This window comes from Nocardiopsis sp. NRRL B-16309 (assembly GCF_001279585.1).
In the GTDB taxonomy this organism is placed as follows: domain Bacteria; phylum Actinomycetota; class Actinomycetes; order Streptosporangiales; family Streptosporangiaceae; genus Nocardiopsis.
The window spans coordinates 81,664-103,950 of record NZ_LGEC01000049.1 but is presented as its reverse complement, the minus strand read 5'-3'; the positions used below and the strand labels follow the sequence as shown (position 1 = coordinate 103,950).

At 76.1% G+C, this 22,287-nt stretch carries 18 protein-coding genes; 15 read left to right on the top strand and 3 right to left on the bottom strand.

The features are described from left to right. Positions 1–132 precede the first annotated feature (132 nt). The 4 genes from ADL05_RS06500 to ADL05_RS06485 all read left to right on the top strand — a co-directional run bounded on the left by ADL05_RS06500 (position 133) and on the right by ADL05_RS06485 (position 5,312). Positions 133–1,428, top strand: coding sequence for an allantoate amidohydrolase (locus ADL05_RS06500; RefSeq protein ID WP_053615952.1), 1,296 nt, complete (start codon positions 133–135; stop codon positions 1,426–1,428). Positions 1,429–1,433: 5 nt separating this feature from the next. Then, entirely contained in the window at positions 1,434–2,795 is a 1,362-nt protein-coding gene (locus ADL05_RS06495; protein WP_082376165.1) for a formimidoylglutamate deiminase, read from the top strand. After that, entirely contained in the window at positions 2,792–4,006 is a 1,215-nt protein-coding gene (hutI, locus tag ADL05_RS06490; protein ID WP_053615950.1) for an imidazolonepropionase, read from the top strand. Before ADL05_RS06495 ends, hutI begins: the two co-directional genes overlap by 4 nt. A 211-nt stretch (positions 4,007–4,217) precedes the next feature. Continuing rightward, a complete protein-coding gene (locus ADL05_RS06485; RefSeq protein ID WP_053615949.1) occupies positions 4,218–5,312 on the top strand; it encodes a GNAT family N-acetyltransferase in 1,095 nt (364 codons plus the stop codon). 115 nt (positions 5,313–5,427) lie between these two features. Here the strand turns inward: ADL05_RS06485 and ADL05_RS06480 are convergent, their stop codons facing one another. After that, the gene (locus tag ADL05_RS06480; protein ID WP_053615948.1) at positions 5,428–5,691 is read right to left on the bottom strand and encodes a hypothetical protein; all 264 of its coding nucleotides are present in this window, start codon (positions 5,689–5,691) and stop codon (positions 5,428–5,430) included. 484 nt (positions 5,692–6,175) lie between these two features. On the opposite strand from ADL05_RS06480, the gene ADL05_RS06475 reads away from it, so the two are divergent. Together ADL05_RS06475 and ADL05_RS06470 are read left to right on the top strand one after the other, a co-directional pair. Beyond that, on the top strand, positions 6,176–6,622 hold the full coding sequence (locus ADL05_RS06475) for a DUF485 domain-containing protein (RefSeq protein WP_053615947.1): 447 nt from the start codon (positions 6,176–6,178) through the stop codon (positions 6,620–6,622). Then, the gene (locus ADL05_RS06470) at positions 6,619–8,343 is read left to right on the top strand and encodes a cation acetate symporter (protein ID WP_053615946.1); all 1,725 of its coding nucleotides are present in this window, start codon (positions 6,619–6,621) and stop codon (positions 8,341–8,343) included. The genes ADL05_RS06475 and ADL05_RS06470 overlap by 4 nt, the downstream gene beginning before the upstream one ends. 117 nt (positions 8,344–8,460) lie before the next feature. Here ADL05_RS06470 and ADL05_RS06465 read toward each other — a convergent pair whose 3' ends face one another. After that, entirely contained in the window at positions 8,461–9,498 is a 1,038-nt protein-coding gene (locus ADL05_RS06465) for a hypothetical protein (RefSeq protein WP_231640632.1), read from the bottom strand. A 110-nt stretch (positions 9,499–9,608) separates the two neighbouring features. On the opposite strand from ADL05_RS06465, the gene ADL05_RS06460 reads away from it, so the two are divergent. From ADL05_RS06460 to ADL05_RS06450, 3 genes are all read left to right on the top strand, one after another. Then, positions 9,609–10,097, top strand: a complete 489-nt coding sequence (locus tag ADL05_RS06460) for a GNAT family N-acetyltransferase (RefSeq protein WP_082376155.1) — start codon at positions 9,609–9,611, stop codon at positions 10,095–10,097. Positions 10,098–10,099: 2 nt separating this feature from the next. Next, the gene (locus ADL05_RS06455) at positions 10,100–10,630 is read left to right on the top strand and encodes a DUF1697 domain-containing protein (protein ID WP_053615944.1); all 531 of its coding nucleotides are present in this window, start codon (positions 10,100–10,102) and stop codon (positions 10,628–10,630) included. A gap of 81 nt (positions 10,631–10,711) precedes the next feature. Next, positions 10,712–11,674: a CRISPR system precrRNA processing endoribonuclease RAMP protein Cas6 gene (locus tag ADL05_RS06450; protein ID WP_197285710.1), complete on the top strand. Its 963-nt coding sequence runs from the start codon at positions 10,712–10,714 to the stop codon at positions 11,672–11,674. Positions 11,675–11,797: 123 nt separating this feature from the next. Here ADL05_RS06450 and ADL05_RS31025 read toward each other — a convergent pair whose 3' ends face one another. Continuing rightward, entirely contained in the window at positions 11,798–11,974 is a 177-nt protein-coding gene (locus tag ADL05_RS31025; protein WP_197285709.1) for a hypothetical protein, read from the bottom strand. 296 nt (positions 11,975–12,270) lie between these two features. On the opposite strand from ADL05_RS31025, the gene ADL05_RS31645 reads away from it, so the two are divergent. The 6 genes from ADL05_RS31645 (at position 12,271) to ADL05_RS06420 (ending at position 22,242) form a co-directional block, all read left to right on the top strand. Beyond that, entirely contained in the window at positions 12,271–14,583 is a 2,313-nt protein-coding gene (locus ADL05_RS31645) for a hypothetical protein (protein WP_369800898.1), read from the top strand. Then, complete coding sequence (locus ADL05_RS06440) at positions 14,580–15,269, top strand: hypothetical protein (RefSeq protein WP_053615942.1); 690 nt, start codon at positions 14,580–14,582, stop codon at positions 15,267–15,269. Before ADL05_RS31645 ends, ADL05_RS06440 begins: the two co-directional genes overlap by 4 nt. 112 nt (positions 15,270–15,381) lie before the next feature. Continuing rightward, positions 15,382–17,208, top strand: a complete 1,827-nt coding sequence (locus tag ADL05_RS06435; RefSeq protein ID WP_197285708.1) for a hypothetical protein — start codon at positions 15,382–15,384, stop codon at positions 17,206–17,208. Further along, positions 17,205–19,229, top strand: coding sequence for an RAMP superfamily CRISPR-associated protein (locus ADL05_RS06430; protein WP_053615941.1), 2,025 nt, complete (start codon positions 17,205–17,207; stop codon positions 19,227–19,229). The genes ADL05_RS06435 and ADL05_RS06430 overlap by 4 nt, the downstream gene beginning before the upstream one ends. After that, positions 19,226–19,987, top strand: a complete 762-nt coding sequence (locus ADL05_RS06425; RefSeq protein WP_053615940.1) for a hypothetical protein — start codon at positions 19,226–19,228, stop codon at positions 19,985–19,987. The genes ADL05_RS06430 and ADL05_RS06425 overlap by 4 nt, the downstream gene beginning before the upstream one ends. Further along, positions 19,987–22,242, top strand: coding sequence for a TIGR03986 family CRISPR-associated RAMP protein (locus ADL05_RS06420; RefSeq protein WP_053615939.1), 2,256 nt, complete (start codon positions 19,987–19,989; stop codon positions 22,240–22,242). Before ADL05_RS06425 ends, ADL05_RS06420 begins: the two co-directional genes overlap by 1 nt. The last annotated feature ends 45 nt before the right edge of the window (positions 22,243–22,287 follow it).

Here is a 22,287-nt window from a genome sequence, read left to right as displayed (position 1 = left end):
CGGAAGGGTAGGGCGAGGGCGCCGACGGGTTCTGGAGGGTCTGGAGGTGGGTTCGTGAGGAACGAGCGGACACACCGGAAGAGCTGAAGAGCCCGTCCTACGGGCGCCCGAGCACCTGATCATGGAGCACATGTGAGCACACCGCCCCCGGTCCCCGACTCCGGGGCGTTCGACCGCCTCTGGGCCGACCTCGCCCCCGTGGGCCGCGACGCCGACAGCGGCGGCTACCACCGCTTCTCCTGGACGGGCGCCGACGCCGAGGCACGCGCCTGGTTCACCGAGGCGGCCGCCGCCCGCGGCCTGGACGTGCGCACCGACCGCAACGGCAACCTGTGGGCCTGGTGGGGCGTCCCCGGTCCCGGCGCCGTGGCCACCGGTTCGCACCTGGACAGCGTGCCCGACGGCGGCGCCTTCGACGGCCCGCTCGGTGTGGCCTCGGCCCTGGCCGCCGTCGACGAGCTGCGCCGCCGCGGCGTCACCCCCGCGCGCCCGCTGGCCCTGGCCGTGTTCGTCGAGGAGGAGGGCGGCCGGTTCGGTGTGCCCTGCCTGGGCAGCCGCCTGGCCACCGGGGAGATCGCGCCCGAACGGGCCCGGAGCCTCACCGACGCCGCCGGTGTGACGTGGGAGCGGGCGATGGCCGACGCCGGGCTCGACCCGCAGGGCCTCGGCGGTGACCCCGACACCCTCGGCCTGCTCGACGTGTTCGTCGAACTGCACGTGGAACAGGGCCGCTCCCTGGCCGACACCCCCCACCCGGTGGGGGTGGCCAGCTCGATCTGGCCGCACGGGCGGTGGCGGATGGACTTCACCGGCCGCGCCGACCACGCCGGGACCACCCGCCTGGCCGACCGCGGCGACCCGATGCTCCCGTTCGCGCACGCGGTCCTGGCCGCCAGGGCGCTGGCCGAGGCGCACGACGCCCGCGCCACCGTCGCCAAGGCCCTCATCACCCCCAACGGCACCAACGCCATCCCCTCGCTGGTGCGTGCCTGGCTGGACGCCCGCGCCGCCGACGAGGAGGCGCTGGGCGCCGTGGTCGAGGGCGTGCGCGGGGCCGCGGAGGAGGCGGCCCGCGAGCACGGTGTCGGTCTGGCGATGACCAACGAGTCCCGCACCCCGCTGGTGTCGTTCTCCCACGGGCTGCGCGACCGGCTGGCCGCGGTGGTCGGTGCCGGAGGCGCGCGGGGGGACGGCCTGCCACCCTCCACCGACACCGGGGTGCCTGTGCTCCCCACCGGCGCGGGGCACGACGCGGGGGTGCTCGCGGCGCACGTGCCCACCGCGATGCTCTACGTGCGCAACCCCACCGGGGTGTCGCACTCGCCCGAGGAGTGGGCCCGGCCCGACGACTGCCACGCGGGCGTCACCGCCCTGGCCGACGTCCTCCAGGACCTGCTCGCCCGGCCCGCCGGGGCGGTGGCGCCGTGACCGCCGTGACCGCCGCCCGCCGCCTGTGGTGCGAGTGGGCCTGGACCGGTTCCGGCGGCGGCGCCCCCGAGCACGGCGTCCTGCTGGAGACCGGCGCCGACGGCCGCCTGGCCCGCGTCGAGTCCGGCGCCCCGCGCCCCCCGGACGCGGACCACCTCTCCGGACTGACCCTGCCGGGCCTGGCCAACGCCCACTCGCACGCCTTCCACCGCGCCCTGCGCGGGCGCACGCACACCGGCTCCGGGTCGTTCTGGACCTGGCGCGAGGTGATGTACCGCGCCGCCGACCGGCTCGACCCCGACCGCTACCTCCGGCTGGCCCGGGCCGCCTACGCCGAGATGGCGTTGTCCGGGGTGACCTGCGTGGGCGAGTTCCACTACCTGCACCACGGGGCCGGCGGCGCCCGCTACGACGACCCCAACGCCATGGGCCGCGCCCTGGTCGCGGCGGCGGCCGACGCCGGGGTCCGCCTCACCCTGCTGGACGTGTGCTACCTGTCGGGGGGCCTGGACGCCCGCGGTGAGCACCTGCCGCTCGCCGGGCCCCAGCTGCGGTTCGGGGACGGCTCGGTGGAGGCCTGGGCCGAGCGCGTGGCGGCCCTGGACCTGGCCGACGCCCACGCACGGCCCGGCGCCGCCGCCCACTCGGTGCGCGCGGTCCCCGCCGACCGCCTGCCGGGCGTGGCCGCCTTCGCCGAGGAGCACGACCTGCCGCTGCACGTGCACGTGTCCGAGCAGCCCGCGGAGAACTCGGCCTGCCTGGCCGCCTACGGCCGGACACCCACCGCCCTGCTCGCCGACGCCGGCGCCCTGACCGCGCGCACCACCCTGGTGCACGCCACCCACCTGACCGACGACGACGTCGCCGCCGTACGCCGGTCCGGCGCGACCGTGTGCCTGTGCCCCACCACCGAACGCGACCTCGCCGACGGACTGCCCCGCACCGGCGACCTGGTCCCGGCACCGCTGAGCCTAGGCACCGACCAGCACGCGCAGCTGGACGTGTTCGCCGAGGCCAGGGGCGTGGAACTGCACGAGCGGCTGCGCACCCACCGGCGCGGCGTCCTGGGCACCGGCACCCTGCTGCGCGCGGCCACCGTCCAGGGACACGCCTGCCTGGGCTGGCCGGACGCGGGCACCCTCGCCCCGGGCGCCCGCGCCGACCTGGTCAACGTCGCCCTGGACGGCGTGCGCCTGGCCGGGGCCGACCCCGCCCACTGCACGGACGCGGTGCTCTACGCGGCCACCGCCGCGGACGTGCGCCACGTCATGGCCGACGGCCGGTGGACCGTCCGCGACGGCGTCCACACGGCGGTGCCCGACACCGCCCGCGAACTCGACACGGCGATCAAGGAGCTACTGCGATGAGCGACCTGCCCTCGACGATCCTCGTCGACGACATCGGCACCCTCGTCACCAACGACCCAGCGCTGGGCCGGGGCTCGGTCGGCGAGATCGAGGACGCGGCGCTGGTGATCGAGGACGGCCGGATCGCCTGGGCCGGGCCCTCCGGCCGGGCGCCCGCCGCCGACGCCCGGATCGACGCCGCCGGGCGGTGCGTCCTGCCGGGGTTCGTCGACAGCCACTCGCACATCGTCTTCGCCGGTGACCGCAGTCGCGAGTTCGCCGCCCGGATGAGCGGGCGCCCCTACTCGGCCGGGGGCATCCGCACGACCGTGGCCGCCACGCGCGGGGCCTCCGACGCCGAGCTGCTCGACGGCGCCCGGCGCCTCGTGCGCGAGGCCGCCGCCCAGGGCACGACCACTCTGGAGGTCAAGTCCGGGTACGGCCTCACCGTCGCCGACGAGCAGCGCAGCCTGGCCGTGGCCGCCCGGGTCACCGACGAGGTCACCTTCCTGGGCGCGCACGTGGTCGCCCCCGAGTACGCCGACGACCCGCAGGGCTACGTCGACCTGGTCACCGGGCCCATGCTGGACGCGTGCGCGCCCCACGCCCGGTGGATCGACGTCTTCTGCGAGCGCGGTGCCTTCGACGAGGAGGCCTCGCGGCGCGTCCTGACCGCCGGGACCTCCCGCGGGTTGCTGCCGCGCGTGCACGGCAACCAGCTGGGGCACGGCCCCGGGGTGCGGCTCGCGGTGGAGCTGGGGGCCGCCTCGGTCGACCACTGCACCTATCTGGCGCCCGCGGACGTCGACGCCCTGGCCCAGGCCGCGCGGCGCCCCGAGCCCACGGTCGCCACCCTGCTGCCGGGCGTGGACTTCTCCACACGCCAGCCCTACCCCGACGCGCGGGCCCTGGTCGACGCCGGGGCCGTGGTCGCCCTGGCCAGCGACTGCAACCCCGGGTCCTGCTTCACCTCCAGCCTCGCCTTCTGCGTCGCGGTGGCCGTGCGCGACATGGGCCTGACGCCCGACGAGGCCGTCTGGGCGGCCACGGCCGGGGGCGCGCGGGCCCTGCGCCGCACCGACGTCGGCCACCTGGCGCCGGGGGCCCGCGCCGACCTGACGCTGCTGGACGCGCCCAACCACCTCTACCTGGCCTACCGGCCGGGGGTTCCGCAGGTCGCGGCGGTGTGGAAGGACGGGGAACTGGTCGCCGGAACGCCGTGGCGGCGGTGACGGCCGCGAGCCCCGGCCGTGAACCCCGGTCGTGAACCCCGGCCGCGGGCGTTTATCTGCCGGTAACCGAGCCCGTGCGCGAACTCAACGCGGGGGTGACGCCGCGGAAACGCGGCGGCCCGATCCTGGAGTCACGTCGGTGCGCGTCCCGTCGTCGCGGTACAGCGTGGTGCCGTGGCGACGGGGGGCACCTTCCTCCCAGGAGGTCGCAGTGGCTCTATGGCGGATCAGGACCGCGGTGGAGGACCGCCCCGGTGGTCTGGCGGGCGTCGTCGACGTCCTCGCCGCCCGTGGCGGCGACATCGTCGGACTGTCCATCCACACGGACGTGTCCGGTGTCGTCGACGAGTTCGTGGTCGACATCCCGGGCAGTCACACCGACGCCGTCCGCGCGCTGGCCGAGCACTGTCCCACCGGCACGGTGACCGCCGTTCCCGCCCAGCGGCGCGAACTCGGCGACGACGTCACCCGGGCCCTGCTGCTGACCGCGCGGCTGCGCGCGCACCCCAACCGGCTGCCGGACGCACTGGGCGAGCTGCTGCTGGCCGACGACGCCCGCTGGACCAACCTCACGCGGGCCGAGAGCGCGGACGAGACGGCTCCCGGCACTTCGATGCTGGTGCCGGTCGGTCCCCTGCGCGGGGTCCTGGTCGTGCGCTCCTCCCGCCCCTTCACGTGGACCGAGTCGAGCCGGGCCGACGCGCTGGTGCGCTCGGTCATGCCCTCCGCCGGGCCGGTGCCCACCGACCGCGTCGTGCGCACGACCCGGGGGTTGGGCCTGTCGCTGCGCCAGGTGCGCGAGGCGGACGCGCCCGCCCTGCGCGACCTGCACCGCCGCTGTTCCGGTGAGACTGTGCGCAACCGCTACCTCGCGGGCATGAGAGAGCTGAGCCCGCGCATGCTGCGGGTGTTCTGCGACGCCGAACGGGGGCTGACCCTGGCGGTGCGCCCCCAGGGGCAGGAGGAGCCGGTCGCCCTGGGCCACCTGATGTACACGCTCGACCCGGGCGTGGGCGAGATCGCCTTCCTGGTGGAGGACGCCTGGCAGGGGAGCGGGGTGGGGACGGCGCTCACCCGGGCGCTGACGGTGATCGCCGCGGACTGGGGGCTGGCCGAGGTGCGGGCCGAGACCACGCTGGCCAACACCGCGATGCTGAGGATCATGCGCCGCTTCGGCGCCTCCGTGCAGACCCAGAGCGGCACGTACGTGCACGCCCGGCTGCCGGTCGCCGAGGCGCTCCAGACCGGTCTGGGCGAGCAGACCAGGCGCGGCGGACAGTTCGCGCGCCTGATGAGCCAGGGCTGAGGCCCTCGCGAACGCGGGTGTCGGCGGCCACTGGGGGTGTCGCCGACACCCGCCCGGTGTGGTGTTCCGCGGACGCCGCCCGCGTGGCGGGTGTGCGCGGAACACGCCCCGGGTCCTACTGGTCGGCGGACCCGTCGCCAGAGGCGGCACCGCCGTTGTCGGCCGCCGCCTTCTTGGTGGCGCGGCGCTTCTTGACCGGGCGCGAGTAGTCGACGAGGGGCTCCGTGCGGACCTGGTGCTCCTTGAAGCACTCCTCGCAGGCGTCCACCTCGCGGATGGCGCCCTCCCAGGCGAACTGGATGACCTCAGACGCCTCGACCTTCTCCTCGCGGACGGCGTGGGGGTCGCAGTACTTGCGCGTGAAGACCTCGGTGACCACGGCGGGGATTTCCCTTCGGTATGGCGTGAACAGGCGGACCCCTGATCATACACGTGTACGAACGCGGCACCCCGGTGGTCCGGGATTCCGTCATGGGTTCGGGGTCGCCCCGAAGCCTAGCGAAGACGGCGGGTCGTTGGGCCCACGCGCGGCGCGTGCGCCCCCTGGTGACCTGGGATCGGGAAGGGTGCGGGCGCCCCCGCGGCCGTCGGAGCCGGAGGGTGGCGCGGTGCCGGGTATTTTGCCCCGGGTTCTCTTTGCCCGTTTCCCGCAGAACGGCGGAACGCGGGCGCGCGTATCGATTTGCGCATTCGACGAACAGCGGCGGGGCCGGATGGTTATGGTGTGGCCTGTCTCCATTGACGGCGGTCCGACCGCGCGACCGCCTCGTGGAATCCGGGAAGCCGCGCCCGTTCGGTGCGCCCCGGTTGCAGGACGGAGGCCGTGGGGGACGGAATCCGGGAATCGATTCAGGGGGAGAGCTGTGGTCGAGTACATGGAAGGGACCTACAGAAGCCGTGGTGGCGGCCAGGGGGAGGGCGCCGTCGCCGATGTGACCTGGTCGGATTCGTCCAGGCGCCGACAACGGGCCGACGCCGCCTACGCCTGGGAGCGCCTGTCCGTCGATCCGCGCTTCGTGAAACTCCGCCGGAGGTTCGCGCTCCAGGTCGCCGTTCTGGTGTCATTGTTCCTTTTCAGCTACCTCACCTACCTTCTGCTCTCGGCCTACGCGCGCGACCTGATGAGTTACCAGGTCGCCGAGTCCGTCAACGTCGCCCTGATCCTGGGAATCGGGCAGTTCCTCCTCACCTTCGTGCTGGCGTGGGCGTTCGGCCGTTTCTCCACGCGCGCGATCGACCCCCTGGCCGCGGAGATCCGTGACCGGGCCCGCGACGAGGCCGCCGTCACCGGGCGGGTGTCCCGGCGATGATCCCCACGGCCCCACCGATCACGGATTCCCTCGTCAGCGCCCTGGACGGCCAGTTCGGTCCCGCGCACGCCTGGACCCTGGCCCTGTTCGCCCTCTTCGTCCTGGTGACCCTGGTCATCTCCATCCGTGTGCGGCGCACCTCACGCGGCGCGGTCGACTACTTCGCCGGCGGGCGCGGCTTCTCCAGCACGCAGAACGGGCTGGCGCTGACCGGCGACTACCTCTCGGCCGCCTCGTTCCTGGGTATCGCGGGGATGATCTCCCTGCAGGGCTACGACGGGTTCCTGTACTCCATCGGGTTCCTGGTCGCCTGGCTGCTCGTGCTGCCGATGGCCCAGCTGATGCGCAACACCGGCCGGTTCACCATGGCCGACCTGCCCGCCTTCCGGATGCGCCGGATGCGCGTCCGCCTGGCGTGCTCCGTCTCCACCGTCACGGTGTGCGTGTTCTACCTCGTCGCGCAGATGGTCGGCGCGGGCGCGCTGGTCGCGGTCCTGCTCGGCCTGCACGACGGCGGATCGTTCCTGGGCATGAGCGCGGACCAGGCCCGGACCGGGGCGATCGTCCTGGTGGGCATCCTGATGATCGTCTACGTCATGTACGGCGGGATGAAGGCGGCCACGTGGCTGCAGATCATCAAGGCGATCCTGCTGCTGGCCGTCACCGGGCTGCTGACCGCCCTGGTGCTGGCCCTGTTCTCCTTCGACCCGCGCGCGCTGCTCGGGGCGGCGGCCGACGCCAGCGGGCACGGCTCGGCGTTCCTGGAGCCCGGCCTGCGCCTGGGCGTCGAGGTGCCCGGCGACCCCGTGCGGACGGCGTTCAACAAGCTCGACCTCATCAGCCTGGGCCTGGCGCTGGTCCTGGGCACGGTCGCGCTGCCGCACATCCTCATCCGCTTCTACACCGTCCCGGACGGGCGCTCGGCGCGCGCCTCGGTCAACCGCACGATCGTGATGATCGGCGCCTTCTACCTCATGACGCTGGCGCTGGGCTTCGGCGCGGCGGCCCTGGTCGGGTCCGAGCGCATCCTGGCCGCCGACGCCTCGGGGAACACGGCCGTGCCGCTGCTCGCCGAGGAGGTGGGACGGCTGACCGCCGGACCGGTGGGCGGCGCGGTCATGCTCGCGCTGGTGTCGGCGGTGGCCCTGGCGACCATCCTGGCCGTCATCGCCAGCCTCACGCTCGCCTCGTCGTCCTCCATCGCGCACGACGTGTTCGGGCACATCCTCATGTGGGGGCGCCCGCGCGAGTCGCAGGAGGTGGGCGTGGCCCGCTTCTCGGCCTGCCTGGTCGGGGCGGTCGCCATCGTGCTGGCGGTCCAGGCCCAGAACCAGAACGTCGCCTTCCTCGTCGGCCTGGCCTTCGCCATCGCCGCGGCGGCCAACCTGCCCGTCATCGTGCTCACCATGTTCTGGCGGCGGTTCAACACCCAGGGCGTGGAGTGGGGGGTCTACGGCGGGCTGTCGGCCACGCTGCTGCTGATGCTGTTCTCCCCCGTGGTGTCGGGCCGGACCGACCCGGTGACCGGGGAGAGCCTGTCGGTGCTGCCCGCCTGGATCGACATCCAGGTGTTCCCGATGGAGAACCCGGCGCTGGTCGCGGTGCCGATCGGGTTCGCGTGCGCGATCGTCGGCAGCCTGCTCTCGCCGGAGCGCGACTCCGCCCGCTTCACCGAACTGCGGGTGCGCTCCCTCACGGGCTGGGGAGCGGAACAGCGGTAGGGCGCGTACCGCGGAGGGCCGTTCCACGGGTCGGGCGGGGGAGTCGGGCAGGAGTGGGGCGCGCTCCGTGAGGGGCCGCTCCGGCGGGCCGGACGGGGGCGTGCCGGAGCGGGCGGTTCACGGCTTCGGGCCCGCCGCGGCCAGGGCCTTGGCGACTTCCCGCAGGTAGCCCGGCAGGTGCGCGGCGTTGGCGGCGACGCGGTCCCACGCCTGAGTCGCCTCGGCCAGCTGCCGGCGCGGGCTCGGCCGGTCCGGGTGCTTGGCCGCGGCCCTCTCCTCGCGGCGGAACGAGGTCCGGATCGCCCAGAAGACCATCGCCATGAACGGCCGGAACGGCCCGCGGCCGCGCGCGTCCAGGACCGCCTCGACCGACCACCGGCCGTCCGGGGTGAGGGAGGGCGACAGCCAGGCGGTGATGTCGACCAGGCGGTGGGCGGCCTCCACCCGGGCGGGCGGGGGCGCCCCGGGGCCGCTCTCGCCCGCCAGGGCCGCGTACCAGGCATGGGTGTCGACGGTGAGCGAGCCCTCGGCCGAGCGCAGCCAGGCGCCGCGGCCGGGCAGCCGGACCGAGGCGGTCGCGGTGAGCAGCCCGGCCCCGGCGTCGTGGGTCACCGTTCCCGAGGTGACGGGGGGCTCGTCGGAACCGACGGTGTCGGGCATGGCGTACTCCACCCGCGACGTGGCGTGCTCGTCCCAGGAGAGAACGGTCACGCCGGTGCCGCTCCAGCCCTGTTCCGCGTACACCGGCTCCAGCGGCACGCCCTCGGAGGTGAGTTCGGCCACGTGGTAGTGCGCGCGCGGCGCGAGGTGGTGGCCCGACTGCAGCTGCAGGGCCAGGACGGAGGAGCGCACCCGCAGGGTCTCGGCCTCCTCGGGGCTCAGATCGGTGGCGGTCCGCAGGCGCTCGGCGGCCTCCCGGCGCTCGCGGCGCGCCTCCCGGGCGGCCTCGCGGTCGGACAGGCCGAGGCTCGCGGCGTGCTCCTCCAGCCGGTCGAGGGTCTCCTCGTCCGGCGTCAGCAGCCAGCCCCGGCCGTCGAACCGGCAGGAGCGCGCGACCTCGTACGCGGCGGCGACCGTCTCCCCGACCACCTCGCGGGCCACCGGGGTGAGGTCGAAGGTGTGGCTCAGACGGGGCACGGTGTCTCCGGTCTCCATGGTCGGTACGGGTCGGTGAGGCCATTGTGGTGCACGGGCCGGGGCGGATGCCACGGACACCGCCCGAATCGCGGTTGCCGGTGCCCCCGCGGCACGGCAGGATGGCGGCCATGCAGATCAGAGACGCGCGTTCCGACGACTGGCCCGGGATCTGGGCCTTCCTCGGCGGGATCGTCGCCGCGGGCGACACCTTCACCTGGGACCCCGGCATCGACGAGGAGCGGGCCCGGGACACGTGGATGAAGCGGCCTCCCGGGCGCACGTTCGTCGCCGTCGAGGAGGACGGCACCGTCGTCGGCACCGCCGAGAGCCACCCCAACCAGGCCGGCGGGGGCTCGCACGTGGCCAACGCCGGGTTCATGGTCCACCCCGACCACAGCGGCCGGGGGATCGGTCGCGCCCTGTGCGAGCACACCGTCGAGCAGGCGCGCGCAGACGGCTTCCGGGCGATGCAGTTCAACGCGGTGGTGGAGACCAACACGCGCGCCGTCGCGCTGTGGCGGTCGCTGGGCTTCGAGATCCTCACCACGGTTCCCGAGGCGTTCCGGCACCCGACCAAGGGCTTCGTCGGCCTGCACGTGATGTACCGGAGGCTGTGACGGTGACCCGGTACGTCGCGCTGCTGCGCGGGATCAACGTGGGGGGCCACCGGCGCCTGCCCATGGCTGACCTGCGCGACCTGCTCGCCGGGCTCGGGTACACGGGTGTGGCCACCTACGTCCAGAGCGGCAACGCCGTCCTGGACGCGGACACCGACGACGGCGAGGCCGTCGCCGCGGCGGTCTCGGCCGCGATCCGGGAGCGGTTCGGCCTGGACGTGCCGACCGTCGTGCGCTCCGCCGAGCGGATGCGGTCGGTGGTGGCGGACAACTCGCTGGAGGTGCCCGACCCCGCGCGGTTCCTGGTCCTGTTCGCCACCGCCCCGTTCGACACCGCGGCCCTGCGCGCCCTGGACCTGGCGGACTACCCGCGCGAGCGCCTGGCGTTCACGGGCACCGAGGTCTACACGTGCCACGAGGACGGCGTCCGCTTCGCCGCACTGCCCGACGCCGTGGCCCGGTGCACGGCCGGGGCGGTCACCGCCCGCAACTGGCGCACGGTCCTGCGGCTGCTGGAGATGGCGGGGCGCTGACACCCGGCGCGCCACTGTCCGAGAGTGGTCCTCGGTGATCCGCGGGCGGTGCACAGCCGCTCGCACGAGCAGGGGAGAGGGGTGTTGCCCGTGCCGAGGCGGTGGACGGCGATCCTGCGCGACCTGGCCGACACGGCGCGGCCGATCCGGCCCGAGGACTGTCACGGACTGCTCAACCGCTGGTGGCCGCAGCCGCCGCAGGAGCACGCCGCGGCCAAGCGCTGGTCGATGAACGGCTGGCCGGTCCCGCTGGGCGACCACCTGTACCACTGGACCCTGACCTGGCTGGACGACGACGTTCCGCCCCCGGTGGACCCCGCGGACCTGGTGGGGGAGCCCCAGCGCATCGGCGACCACCTGCTGGAGCCGCTGTCGGTCACCCAGACCTTCGACCACACCTACGAGCAGGTCCTGACCGCCCCGCGCGGCCCCTGCGCGCTGCGTTCGGCCGAGGTGCGCAGCCGCACCCCCGTCGTCATGACCACCCGCGACGCCTCCGGGGAGCGCATCCCGCACATCTGGCCCCACCCCCGGCGCCTGTTCGGCGCGGTGCACCGGTCCGGCGGCGGGATCGTCGGCGGCAGCGGCGCCGTGGGCGCGGTCGCGCGGTTCGCCCCGCCGGACCTGGCCGAACACTGGCTCGACCTCGTCCTGGAGGGGCTGTCGCAGGTGCGCCGATCGCCGCTGCAGGGGCAGGAGCTGCGGCTGGCGGAGCACCGCCACGCCGAGAACCGGACCGTCCTGGGCTGGCAGGGCGGCTTCGTCCTCGATCTGGCCGGAGGGGACCGCGACCACGCCGACGCCTTCGCCGCGCTACTGGAACTCCTGGAGCTGGCCGGGGCGGGCAAGTACACGGCCCAGGGGTTCGGGTCGCTGCGGGTGGACACCGTGACCAGCGACCGCTTCGCCGCCGCGGTCCCGGCGGCGCGGGCGCGCCGGTCACCGCACCGGGTGGCGCGACCGGCCGGGTCGCGGCGCGCCGCCGAGCCCCGCTCGCACGCGGTGGCCGAGGCCGAGGAGTTCGGCGGAACGCTCTTCGACTGATCCCCACGACCGCCGGTTCCCGCTCGAGGACGGGAGCGGGGGCCGGTGCAGGCCCGGCGCGGGCCGGGCCGCGCGCCCCGGTGCCGCCCGCCCCGTGGACGGGGGCGGGAGGCACCGGGGCGTTCACCCGTGCCGTGCCCGCTCCGGCGGTCCGGCGTCCTGGTCGCGCAGAGCGCGGGCCAGTCCGCGCAGGTGCGGCACCAGGTCCTGGACGGTCAGCGGCGGTGCCGCCGGGGCCGGGGGGTCGGTCAGGTCGCGGCCGGGGCGGCCGACCGGCTCGGCGGGGCGCTGGACCACCATGGGAACCTCCGTAGCGGGGTGGGGACATGCATCCAGCTCTCTCGGACAGCCGGTCGAGAGGGGTGGCCAGAATGGGACACACCGGACGAAAGGGATGTGCGGGAGGGGTTTGGGCTGGTATCCGTGGTGTTCTGCTCCCGGCAGGCGGCCGTCATCGTCCGAGAGAGAGCAGGAGAGAGCCCTTCGCGCGTGCGGCCCCCGCTGCGCGCGAAGGGTGCCAAGCACCCGCACGGCCCGGTGGGCCGCGCATCCGACCAACCGGATCAGCCGGACCCGGCGACGAGGAGCCCGACACGGTGACGCACGCCAGCGAGCAGCGCCCCCGCCGCCGGGGCGGGACCGCCTCCGCCCGGCCGCCGGAACGCGGCGTGGTCGTCGGGGTGGACCTGCGCGGGATCCAGGCCTACGTGTACAGCGGACGGCGCATCCTGGACGCGGTGGGGCGGGCCGCGCTGGTCGCCGAGCTCACCGACACCTCCGACCGCCGCCACGGCATCGCCGACCTCGTCCCCGAGGACTGCGTCGTCCTGCGCGACGCGGGCGGGGCGCTCACGGTCGTCCTGCCCGACGCCCCGGCGGCGCGCGCCTTCACCGCCCGCTACACGCGCCTGCTGCGCGACCGCGCCGGCGACCTCACCCCGGTCGTGGCGCACGTGCCCTACGGCCCGGACGCCCCGGCCGGGGACGCCGGGGTCGTGGAGGCGCACGTGCCCGATGTGTCGGCCGGGGCGCCTGAGTGGATCGGCGCGTCTGGGGCGGCCGGGGCTGTGGAGAAGGGCGAGGCGGCCGACGCATCCGGTGCGGCCGGGACGCCTGAGGAGGACGGGCCCCGGGGGGTGGACGAGGCGCTGGAAAGGCTCCCCGCCCGCCTGCGGGCGGCCCGGCGGCGCATGTCGGCACTGCACACCCCCGCCCACGGCTACGGGATCACCGCCGTGTGCTCCGTCGGCGGCGGTCCAGCCGAGTCGGTCGACAGCAGCCGCGCCCAGGACGACCGCGCCGGGGTCCCCGAGCGGGTGGCCGCCGACGTCGCCCGGGCCCGGGGGATCGGTCGGCGCTGGCACCGCGCGCACAGCGCCGCGTGGCTGGCGGGCGCCGCCACCGCCACCGGTCGGCCCCGTCTGGAACTGCCGATGGAGATCGACCGACTCGGCCGCGACCACGGCGACCTCAGCCGGATCGCGGTCGTGCACATCGACGTCAACGGGCTCGGCGCCCTCCTGGGCGAGTACCGCGACCGCGCCGGGGACCCGGCGGTCCCCGGGTCCGGCGCTGCCGCCCAACGGCGCCTGTCCACGCGCATCGCCGGCCTGATCGAGGGCCTGGCCCGCGCCCTGGTCCGGGCCGTGGCCGCCACGGTGCGCGCCGACCCGGGCCGGCCGGCGACCGTGCCCGGCTCCGGGGCCGCCGCGCCCCTCACCCTGCACGGATCGCCGCCCGGGACCGTGCGCCTGCCCGTGCGCCCGATCGTGGTCGCCGGGGACGACCTCACCGTGCTCTGCGACGCCCGCCTGGCCCTGAGCCTGACCCGTTACGCCCTGGACTGGCTGGACGCCGACCCCGAGCGGATCGGCGAGGCCGGGGACCCCCGCGTGGCCCTGCACCGGGCGCTGGCCCGCGCGCACGGCGGGGTGGGCGCCCGGACGGTCGCCGGGGCGCGGGGGCGGGATGAGTCGCCCGGAGCGCAGGGGGCCCATGGGCCTCACGCGGACGACGTGCACGGGACGTATGGGGCCCACGGGTGGTACGTGGACGACGTGCATGGGACGCCGGGGGCGTGTGGGGCGGCCGAGGTCCAGGGTGCCCCCGGAACGCATGGCGCGTGTGGGGTGGCCGAGGTTCAGGGTGCCCCCGGAACGCATGGCGCGTGTGGGGCGGCCGAGGTCCAGGGTGCGCCTGGAACGCATGGCGCGTGTGGGGCGGCGGAGGTCCAGGGTGCGCCTGGAACGCCAGTGTCACCTGAGGCACGCAGCGCGCACGGTGGGCACGGGACGCAGGGGGCGTACACCACGTTCGTGCCCACGGTCGGCGTGGGCATCGCCGTCCAGCCCGTCGGTGCCCCCCTGTCCCTGGGCTACGACCTGTGCGAGGCGATGTGCCGCCGCGCCAAGGACCACAGGGTCGCGCTGATGGAGGGCGGCGCGCCCGACGACCACGCGGTGGCCTGGACGACCCGCTTCGACGGCGTGGACCGCGTGCTGCGCCGCCAGGACCGTGCGCGCTCGTCCGCGCCGCCGCGCACCGCCCTGCCCCTGACCGGGACCGCCTTCGCCGACTTCCTGGACCGGTACCTGGCCCCCGGAACCCCGGGCAGCCTGCTCGCCGACGGCGACACCCGGCACCGGAGCTGGTTGGTGTCGTCGCTGGTCCCGCTCCTGGAGGCGGATGGAGACCCCTCCGCCGAACTGCACCGCCGCACCCGGGTGACCGGAGTCCCCGCGCAGCTGCCCCGGGGCTGGACCCCCGGCGCGCTGCTCGACGCCGTCGAGGTGATGGACCTGCACCTGGACCCGGGCCTGGCGGCGGCCCTCGAACCCCACCGGCCCCATGACCGAGGGCGGACAGGGGTCGGTGGCCCTCTCTCCGGACCGACGGGCGCACGCGCATGAGCGCTCCGGACCGGATCGTCGTCCGCCTGGCCGCACCGGCGCTCTTCGCCGGGGCCAGCGCGGACGGCACGGGCGCCGACACCGACGTGGTCACCGACGCCCACGGACTGCCCTACCTGCCCCGGCACCGCCTGGCGGCCCGGCTGTCCGAGGGCGCCGGCCGCGCGCTGGCGGTCGCCGCGGACCTGGCGGCGCCGGCCGACGAGGTCTTCGGCCGCAGCCGCTCGCACGGCACCGGCCGCATCCTGCGCCTGGGCCACGCGGTACTCGACGACGACGTGCGCGCCGCGGTCGCCCGGGCCCTGGCCGGGCGCGACGAACCCGAGCGCACCACCCTGCGCCGCGCGGTCACCGACGCGTTCACGGCGCTGGAGTCGGGCACGGCGGTCGGTCCGGACGGGGCGCCGCTCCCCGGCGGGCTGCGCACCCACCGGGTCCTCCTGCCCGGACCGGCCCTGACCGCCGCGCTCACCTGGGCGGCCCCGCCCGGCCCGGAGCATTGGCGGATCCTGGCCCGCGCGTGCCTGGCCACCACCCAGATCGGGTTGAAGGCCACCCGCGGACGCGGCAGGGTGGACGTACGGCTGGCCGGGCCGGACGGCGCCGACCCGCACGCCGCGACCGTACGCCTGGCCGCGCCACCGGACCCGGTGGCGCCCGACGAGCGGGAGGAGGCGCGCGCGTGACCACGAGTCCGAGCCCGCGGCGCCCGCACCGCCGGGGAACCGGCCCCCGAGCGGCCGCGCACCGCCGCGCCCGCGGGCCCCGCACGCCACCACCCGTTCCGGGGGCGCCGAGGTGAACGCCCCCGACATCGCCGTGGGCGCCTACCTCCCCCTCCGGTTCGTGCTCACCGGCTCCCTCGCCGTGCGCACGTCCTTCGATCCGCTGCGGGTGGACTCCGAGCACGTCATCGGCGGGCGCGCGCAGCGCGGCATGCTCGCCGCCGCGCTCGGCGCGGCCGGGCGCACCCGCGAACTCCAGGAGTGGGTGGCCAGGGGACGGGCGGTGCGCTTCGCTCCCGCCCATCCCCGGCTCGAACCCGAGGGGGAGGCGGCACCGGACGGGTCGCGCCCGCGCGCGGCGGCGGCCTACCCGCCCCCGGCCTACCTCTACACACCCGGCAAGCAGGGCCGGACCACGGTCGACGTCTTCGGCGAGACCGATCCCGACACCCCCTACCGTGCCGTGCGCGACCTGATCACCCTCGACCGCGCGCTGCGCGCCGAGGTCCGTACGACCGCCGAGCGCTACCTCGGCCGCACCAGGACCGGGGAGCCGGGCCAGGGACTGCCCTACTTCACCACCGGCATCGACCCGGGCCAGGTGTTCGAGGCGCGCTGGCAGCTGCGCGCCGCCGACGACGCGGCTCTGGCCGACCTGGCGGAGCGCCTGGTCGCCGCGCTCGCGGACGCGGAGGGCACCCTCACCCTCGGTTCGGGCGCCACGCGCACGCACGGCGACGTCAGCGTGGCACCCGTCGATCCCGCACACCCGCTCTCACCCGACCGCGCCGACCCGCTGGGCGGTCCGCGATCCTGGGCGGCCGGGGAGCCCGTGGACCTGCTCCTGCTCTCTCCCGCACTGGTCGTGGGCGCCGACGGGCAGGCCCGCCCCCAGGCCCTGACCCGGGCGGTCCTCGACCTCCTGGACCGCCTGTGGCCGGGGATCACCGCGCGGGTCCTGGCCGAGCACGTCGAGGCGGGCCTGGTCGGCGCCTACCACCGCGGCTACCGGGGGCCGATGGCGCAGCGGTGGGCGGCCCGCCCCGGTTCGGTGGTGCGCCTGTGCCTGGACCGCGAGCTGACCACCGACCGCGTCCGGGAGCTGGAGGCGCACACCCTGGGCGAGCGCGCCGTGGACGGACACGGGCAGTTCACCCTGCTGGCCCCGCCCCCGGGCGGACCCGCCCCGCTCGCCCCCGTGGCCGTGCCCCGCGCCGCGCGCGCACCGGGAACCGTCGCCCTGCCCGACGGCCGTCCCGTCCCGGCCACGGCGCCCCTGGAGCCGACCGGGCAGCTGAGGACCCTCGACGACGCCCTGCTGTGGAACGCGGCCGCCCAACCCGTCCGCTCCCACGCGTGGTCGCTGGCCCGCTCCCGCGCGAGCGGTCTCGCGCCGCTCACCTCCGGCCTGCTGGGCCGCCTGCGCGAGGTCCTGGTCGGCCGCCCCGGCCAGGACAGCGGCCAGGCGCTGGCCGAACTCGTGGCCACGGTGGCGGTGCGGTCGGGCGGCGCCCCGGCCGCGCGCCGCCCCCTGCACGAGAAGGTCCTGCGGGCACTGGACCGCGCGGTCCTGGTCACGCCCGACGGCGAGCGCGTCACCGTGCGCGCGTGGCTGGCCGGGCTGGCCGATCCCGTCGGCTGGTGGCGGGCCCACCGGCCCGACGCCCGTACCGACCCCGCCTACGCCACGGCGCTGTCCGCCGTCGACCTGGCCAGCACCGACGGTCGCCCCGGTACCGCCCACCCCAGCGGCCTCACCGAGCACGTCCTGGACTGGGAACGGCGTACCGCCGACCGGCTGTGCGTGCTCCTGGTGTCCTCCTGGCTGGCCGAGGCCGCCCGGGTGGTGCGCCGGGACCCCGAGCGGCCCGCACCCGGCGAGCGGGAACCGGTGCGGTGAGCGAGCACAGCGACGAGGGGCGGCCGGACACCCTCCGGGCGCCGCGGATCGTGTGGGAGCTCGGCCTGCGCCTGCTCCTGCTCACCGACACCCACATCGGTGCCGCGCAGACCCTCCCGCGCCACGCCGCCGAGAGCGACGTCGACCTGCACGTGGACCGCGAGCCGCGCACCGGGGTGCCGCGGCTGCGCGCCACCACCCTGGCCGGGCTGCTGCGGCACGAGCTGACCGAGCGCACGGGCGGTACGGGTCCGGCCCGCGCCCTGCTCGGCGCCGCCGCCCCGACCGCCGACTCCGGACCCGGCCCCGGCGCCAGTGCCCTGGACATCGACGACGCCCGCGCCGAACTCCCCGACGGCGCCGGAGTCACCGTGCGCACCGGCACGCGCGTCGACCCGGCGAGCGGCGCGGTCCGGCCGGGGCGCACGTGGCAGTGGGAGGTCCTGCCCGCGGGCACGGTGTTCACCGTTCCGCTGCGCCTGCACGTCCCCGGGCCCGAGGCCGAGGCCGACCTGCTCGGGCTCCTGCTCCTGGCCGCGGCCGGGTTCGACGGCACCGGACCCGGACGCCACGTCGGCGGGCGGACCGGACGCGGGTACGGACGGACGCGGGCGGCCCGCTGGAGCGCCCGCCGCCACGACCTGACGGGGGAGCGGGGCTGGTTCGCCTACCACGCGCGCACCTGGGAGGAACGCTGGGCCGACGTGGCGGGGAGTCTGGTGTCTCCTGCGGCTCCCGTGTTTCCCGCGACTCCCGCGTTTCCCGGGTCTTCCGCGTCTCCTGCGGCTCCCGGGCCTCCCGGGTCTTCCGCGTCTCCTGCGGCTCCCGGGTCTCCGGAGGCCGCCGGGGCCTGTCGCGACGCCTGGGGACCGGGGGAGCGTCACGCTGAGACGCCCGGGGTCCCTGGGAACGCGGGTGCGGGCGCGGACCTGGCGGAGGTCCTGGCACGATGCCTCGACAGTGTCGGCCTGGCCCCGGTGGCGGCCCGCGCGGGGGCCGTCGCCGCCGGGTACCCCGACCGCCGCCACCGGGCCGAACTCCGGCTGCGCCTGGCCGTGGCCGAGCGACCGGGACCGCCGGACGCCGGGGCCACGGACTCCGACGGGACCGGGCTGCGACCCGGACTGCTGATGATCGGCGACGTGCCCGCCGACGCACGGCTGGGCGAGGTCGACCGCGCCCACCGGCACCGCCCGGCTCCGGCCGATCCCGGTGCTTCCCACGCTTCTGGTGCTTCCCACGCTCCCCACGCTCCCCACGCTCCCCACGCTTCCCGTGCTTCGGGCGCTTCCGGCGCTCCCGGCGATGGAACCGAGGCCGACCCCGTTCCGGTTCTGGGCGACACCGCGCTGTTCGCCCTGGTCAAACGGATCGGCGGACGCCTGGTCCGGGACGCCGCCGAGCACCTGGGAGGCGACCCGGCCCGGTGGCGTGCCTGGAACGCGTACTGGTGGGGCTCGGATGCCGAGGACGGCGCTTCCGGCGGAGCTGAGCCGCCGCCCTCGTCCGGAGGCCCGCGGCCCCAGCCCTCCCGGATCCGGCTGCGGGCCGTGCCGACCGTCATCGGGGGCGCGCCGCTGACCACCACCCGGCTGACCGTCGACGCCCTGTTCGGGGACGCCGTCGACGGCCGCCTGTACACGAACGACCTGCACTGCGGCGGCACCGCCGACGTCGTTCTGGACGTGCGCGACCCCGACGACGCCGTCCGCGGGATGCTGGCCCTGCTGGTCCGCGAACTCGCCACGGTCCCCTTCGACACCCTCGGCTCGGGAGGCGGCAGCGGCAACGGCCGCCTCACCGCCACCCGCGCGCTCCTGACCACCGTGCCCGGCGACGGCGCCCCCGAGCACACCGTCGACGTCCTGGCGGCCGTCCGCGCCCCTGACACCGAGGACGGCCGTACCGCCCGGCGCTGGCTGGCCGCCCTCCGCGCCCGGCTCGGCCCGGACCGTCCGGGCCGCCCGGAACCCGCTCGTCACACCCACAGCACCGCATCGGAGGAGGAGCCGCACCGGTGAGCCACGAACCCCCACACCCCGCCGGTCTCTCCGTCCGTGCCCTGACCGGCCGCCAGATCGACGACGTCCTGCACGACGTCTTCGTGCGCGGCGCGCGCTGCCGCCTGCTCGACACCGGAACCGACGGCCTCCCCGGCGACCCCGCCGCTCCGCAGTGGCTGCTCGCCGAACTCGGCGACGGCCGCGTCACCGGCGCCTGCCCCCGCGAGCGCTGGCGCCGCTCCGACGAGGAGCCCACCGCCGACCTGTCCGCGCCCGCTCTGGATCCCGGCACCGACCGCTGGCGGGTCCTGGAGGTGCTGGTCTTCGGCCCCCACGCCCAGATCCGGCTGGGCGAGGGCGCCGAGAACGGCTGGATCAGCGCCGACGCGCCGGACGCCCCCGACGCGCCCGACCACCCCCTGCGGCCCCGCGACCGGTCCCTCCTCCTGCTGGGCTGGAACGGCCCCGACCACAGCCGCACCCTGCCCGGCGCGGTGCCGGTGTCGGTGACCGCCGAGCCCTCCGGCGCACAGGCCGTCCTGCCCGTGCGCTGGCACGACTTCTCCGGCAGGGCCCGCCCGGAGCGCGGCGGCCGCAGCGCCCTGGAGAGCACCGGCACCTGGCTGACCGTCCGCGAGTACTGGGCGGCCGATTCCGAGACCGGCGCGGTGGGTGTGGCCTTCCACCGCCTGACGGGCCTGCGCACGGGTACCAAACCCACAGGGCCGGAGTTCGACGCCGGTACCGGAGACCTGATCCAGGAAGCGGACCGCTGATGGCCGATCCCCGCGACATCGCCGCCCGCCTCGGCGACACGTCCCGACCCCCGAACGCCGCCGGCCAGCGAGCCGGCGGCGTTCGCGCCACGGCCCCCTACGGACTGGTCCGCCTCGCCGACACCCCCATGCCCGCCGCCGACCTGCACGCCGGACACCGCACCGCCGACCTGCTGCGCAGTCACGACCGCACCGTCGACGGCACCCGTACCGGGTGGATCGAACTCACCGCGACCACGCTCACCCCCACCTTCGTCGGGCAGACCCTGGACCGCGCGGGCGTGAACCGCTCCATCCGCTTCCCGCACGGGGACCGCGCCCTTCCCGCCATCCCGGGATCGACCCTGCGGGGCCTGGTCCGCAACACCGTGCGCATGCTCACCAGCGGTGAGACGGGCCCGGTCAACACCCCGATGCTGTTCTTCCGCGCGCCCGTGCGCATCGACCCGCACAGCACCGACAGCGCCCTGTCGACCAGGGCCCGCAAGGTCATGGCCCACCAGCACGCCCACTACCGCAAGCGGCGCGCGGGCCTGCGCACCAAGCAGGGCTTCCTGTTCCAGTCCGGGGCCGACGCCCGCTGGTACGTGGTCGAGGTCCCGGCCACCTCCCTGTCCGGTGAGTCCGGCCAGGCCCTCAAGGTCACCTTCGGGGTGCTGCGCGAGAGCCTGCGCACGTGGGACTTCGGGGTGGAGGAGTTCCCCGACCCGCCGCGGGGCGGCAGCTACGTGCCCACCACGCACGAGCAGCACGCGCACCTGCAGTACCGGTGGGTGTACGCCGTCCACCTGCCCGGCCAGCGACGGATCGCGGCGGTCGCCCCCACCGAGCACCAGGCCAGGGCCTACCTGCGGGCGCACACGCCCAGGGCGCACCCCGGCCGCGCCCGCGAGGGCGGGGTCGTCTGCGCCCTGGTGGTACTGACCGGGGTCGCGGCGGGCGAGCGCCGCAACGCCTACCTCTTCCCCCGGCCCGCGGACCTGGACACCGGCCGCCTGCCCGTCTCCGACGCCATGGTGGAGCTGTTCGAGTCCGCCGAACAGGTCACCGGCTACCAGCGGGCGGCCTTCCCCGACACCCTGGGCGCCGGGCACGAGGACCCCGAACGCCCGCCCGTGGCGGGTGCGGGCGGCGGCGGTCTGCCCCGGCGCGGGCCCGAGCCGGTCTGGTTCGACGTGGACCTGGCCGGCCGCGTGGTGTCGTTCGGCCGCTCGGGGGGCTACCGCATCGCGGTCAGCGACGACAGCCCCATCCGGCGGGCGGTGCCCGGACCGGTCCTGGGACCGCAGCAGGGCGACCCCGACCGGGCGGAGCGGGCCGGGCGCCCCGTGGACGTGTGCCGAGCCCTGTTCGGCGACACCGACACCTTCGCGGGCGAGGCGGGCGCGTCCAAGGGGCGCGTCTCCTTCGGCAACGCGCTGAGCACCGACCCCGACCCGGACTACCCCGACGGCGCGGCCCTGCGGGTGCAGCTGCTCTCGCCGCAGCGCGGCTGCTTCGCCAACTACCTCGTCCAGGGCCCGGACCCGGCGGCGGGGGACCGGCCCGACATCGTCACCTGGTCGCACGAGGGACACGTGCGCCTGGGCGGCTACAAGGCCTACCTGCACCGCCACCGCGCCGACCTGGGCCCGCCCGTGCGCTACGACGCGCGCGCCCAGGAGGAGCTCGGCCTGACCGTCCTGCCCGCGGGACACCAGGGCGAGCCGCCCAGGGACACCCAGCGCGACATCATCCCGCTGCGCGACGGACTCACCTTCCACTCCAGGATCACCTTCACCAACCTCACCGACGCCGAACTCGGCGTGCTGCTGCGCGCCCTGCTGCTCGACAACCCGCTCGACGGCGGGGACCCCGCCGACCCCGAGTACGCGCACAAGGTCGGTATGGGCAAGTCGCTGGGCATGGGCAGTGTGCACCTGCGTCCCGAGCTCTACCTGGTGGACCGCCGGGCGCGCGCGGTGGACCTCGCGCCCGACGCCGGGGTCAGCCGGGCCGGTGTCGAACAGGTCCGGGAGCTGCTGGACGGGTTCGGACTGGCCCTGGTGGGCCGCCGCCTGGGCGGACGGGCCGACCCCCGGCGGTGGCGTGAGGTCGACCAGGCCGTCGACGTGTGCCTGGCCGGACGCTGGCGGCGCCGTCTGCCCTGGGATCGCACGCGGGTGATGTCTCTGCGCGAGTTCGCGGAGTACCCGGTCCTGCCCCCGCTCACCACCCGCTTCGGCGTCGGGGAGGCGCGCGGGGGAGAGGGGTGAGCCCGCGGCCTCCGGCACCGGTGTGCCGCGGGACCGTGCCGGGCC

What these genes read in the sequence shown, in the direction of transcription:
- ADL05_RS06465 (WP_231640632.1), bottom strand. Translation starts at nt 9,498, where the DNA reads ATGGAGACCGGAGACACCGTGCCCCGTCTGAGCCACACCTTCGACCTC.
- ADL05_RS06460 (WP_082376155.1), top strand. Translation starts at nt 9,609, where the DNA reads ATGCAGATCAGAGACGCGCGTTCCGACGACTGGCCCGGGATCTGGGCC.
- hutI (WP_053615950.1), top strand. Translation starts at nt 2,792, where the DNA reads ATGAGCGACCTGCCCTCGACGATCCTCGTCGACGACATCGGCACCCTC.
- ADL05_RS06470 (WP_053615946.1), top strand. Translation starts at nt 6,619, where the DNA reads ATGATCCCCACGGCCCCACCGATCACGGATTCCCTCGTCAGCGCCCTG.
- ADL05_RS06440 (WP_053615942.1), top strand. Translation starts at nt 14,580, where the DNA reads ATGAGCGCTCCGGACCGGATCGTCGTCCGCCTGGCCGCACCGGCGCTC.
- ADL05_RS06420 (WP_053615939.1), top strand. Translation starts at nt 19,987, where the DNA reads ATGGCCGATCCCCGCGACATCGCCGCCCGCCTCGGCGACACGTCCCGA.
- ADL05_RS31025 (WP_197285709.1), bottom strand. Translation starts at nt 11,974, where the DNA reads ATGGTGGTCCAGCGCCCCGCCGAGCCGGTCGGCCGCCCCGGCCGCGAC.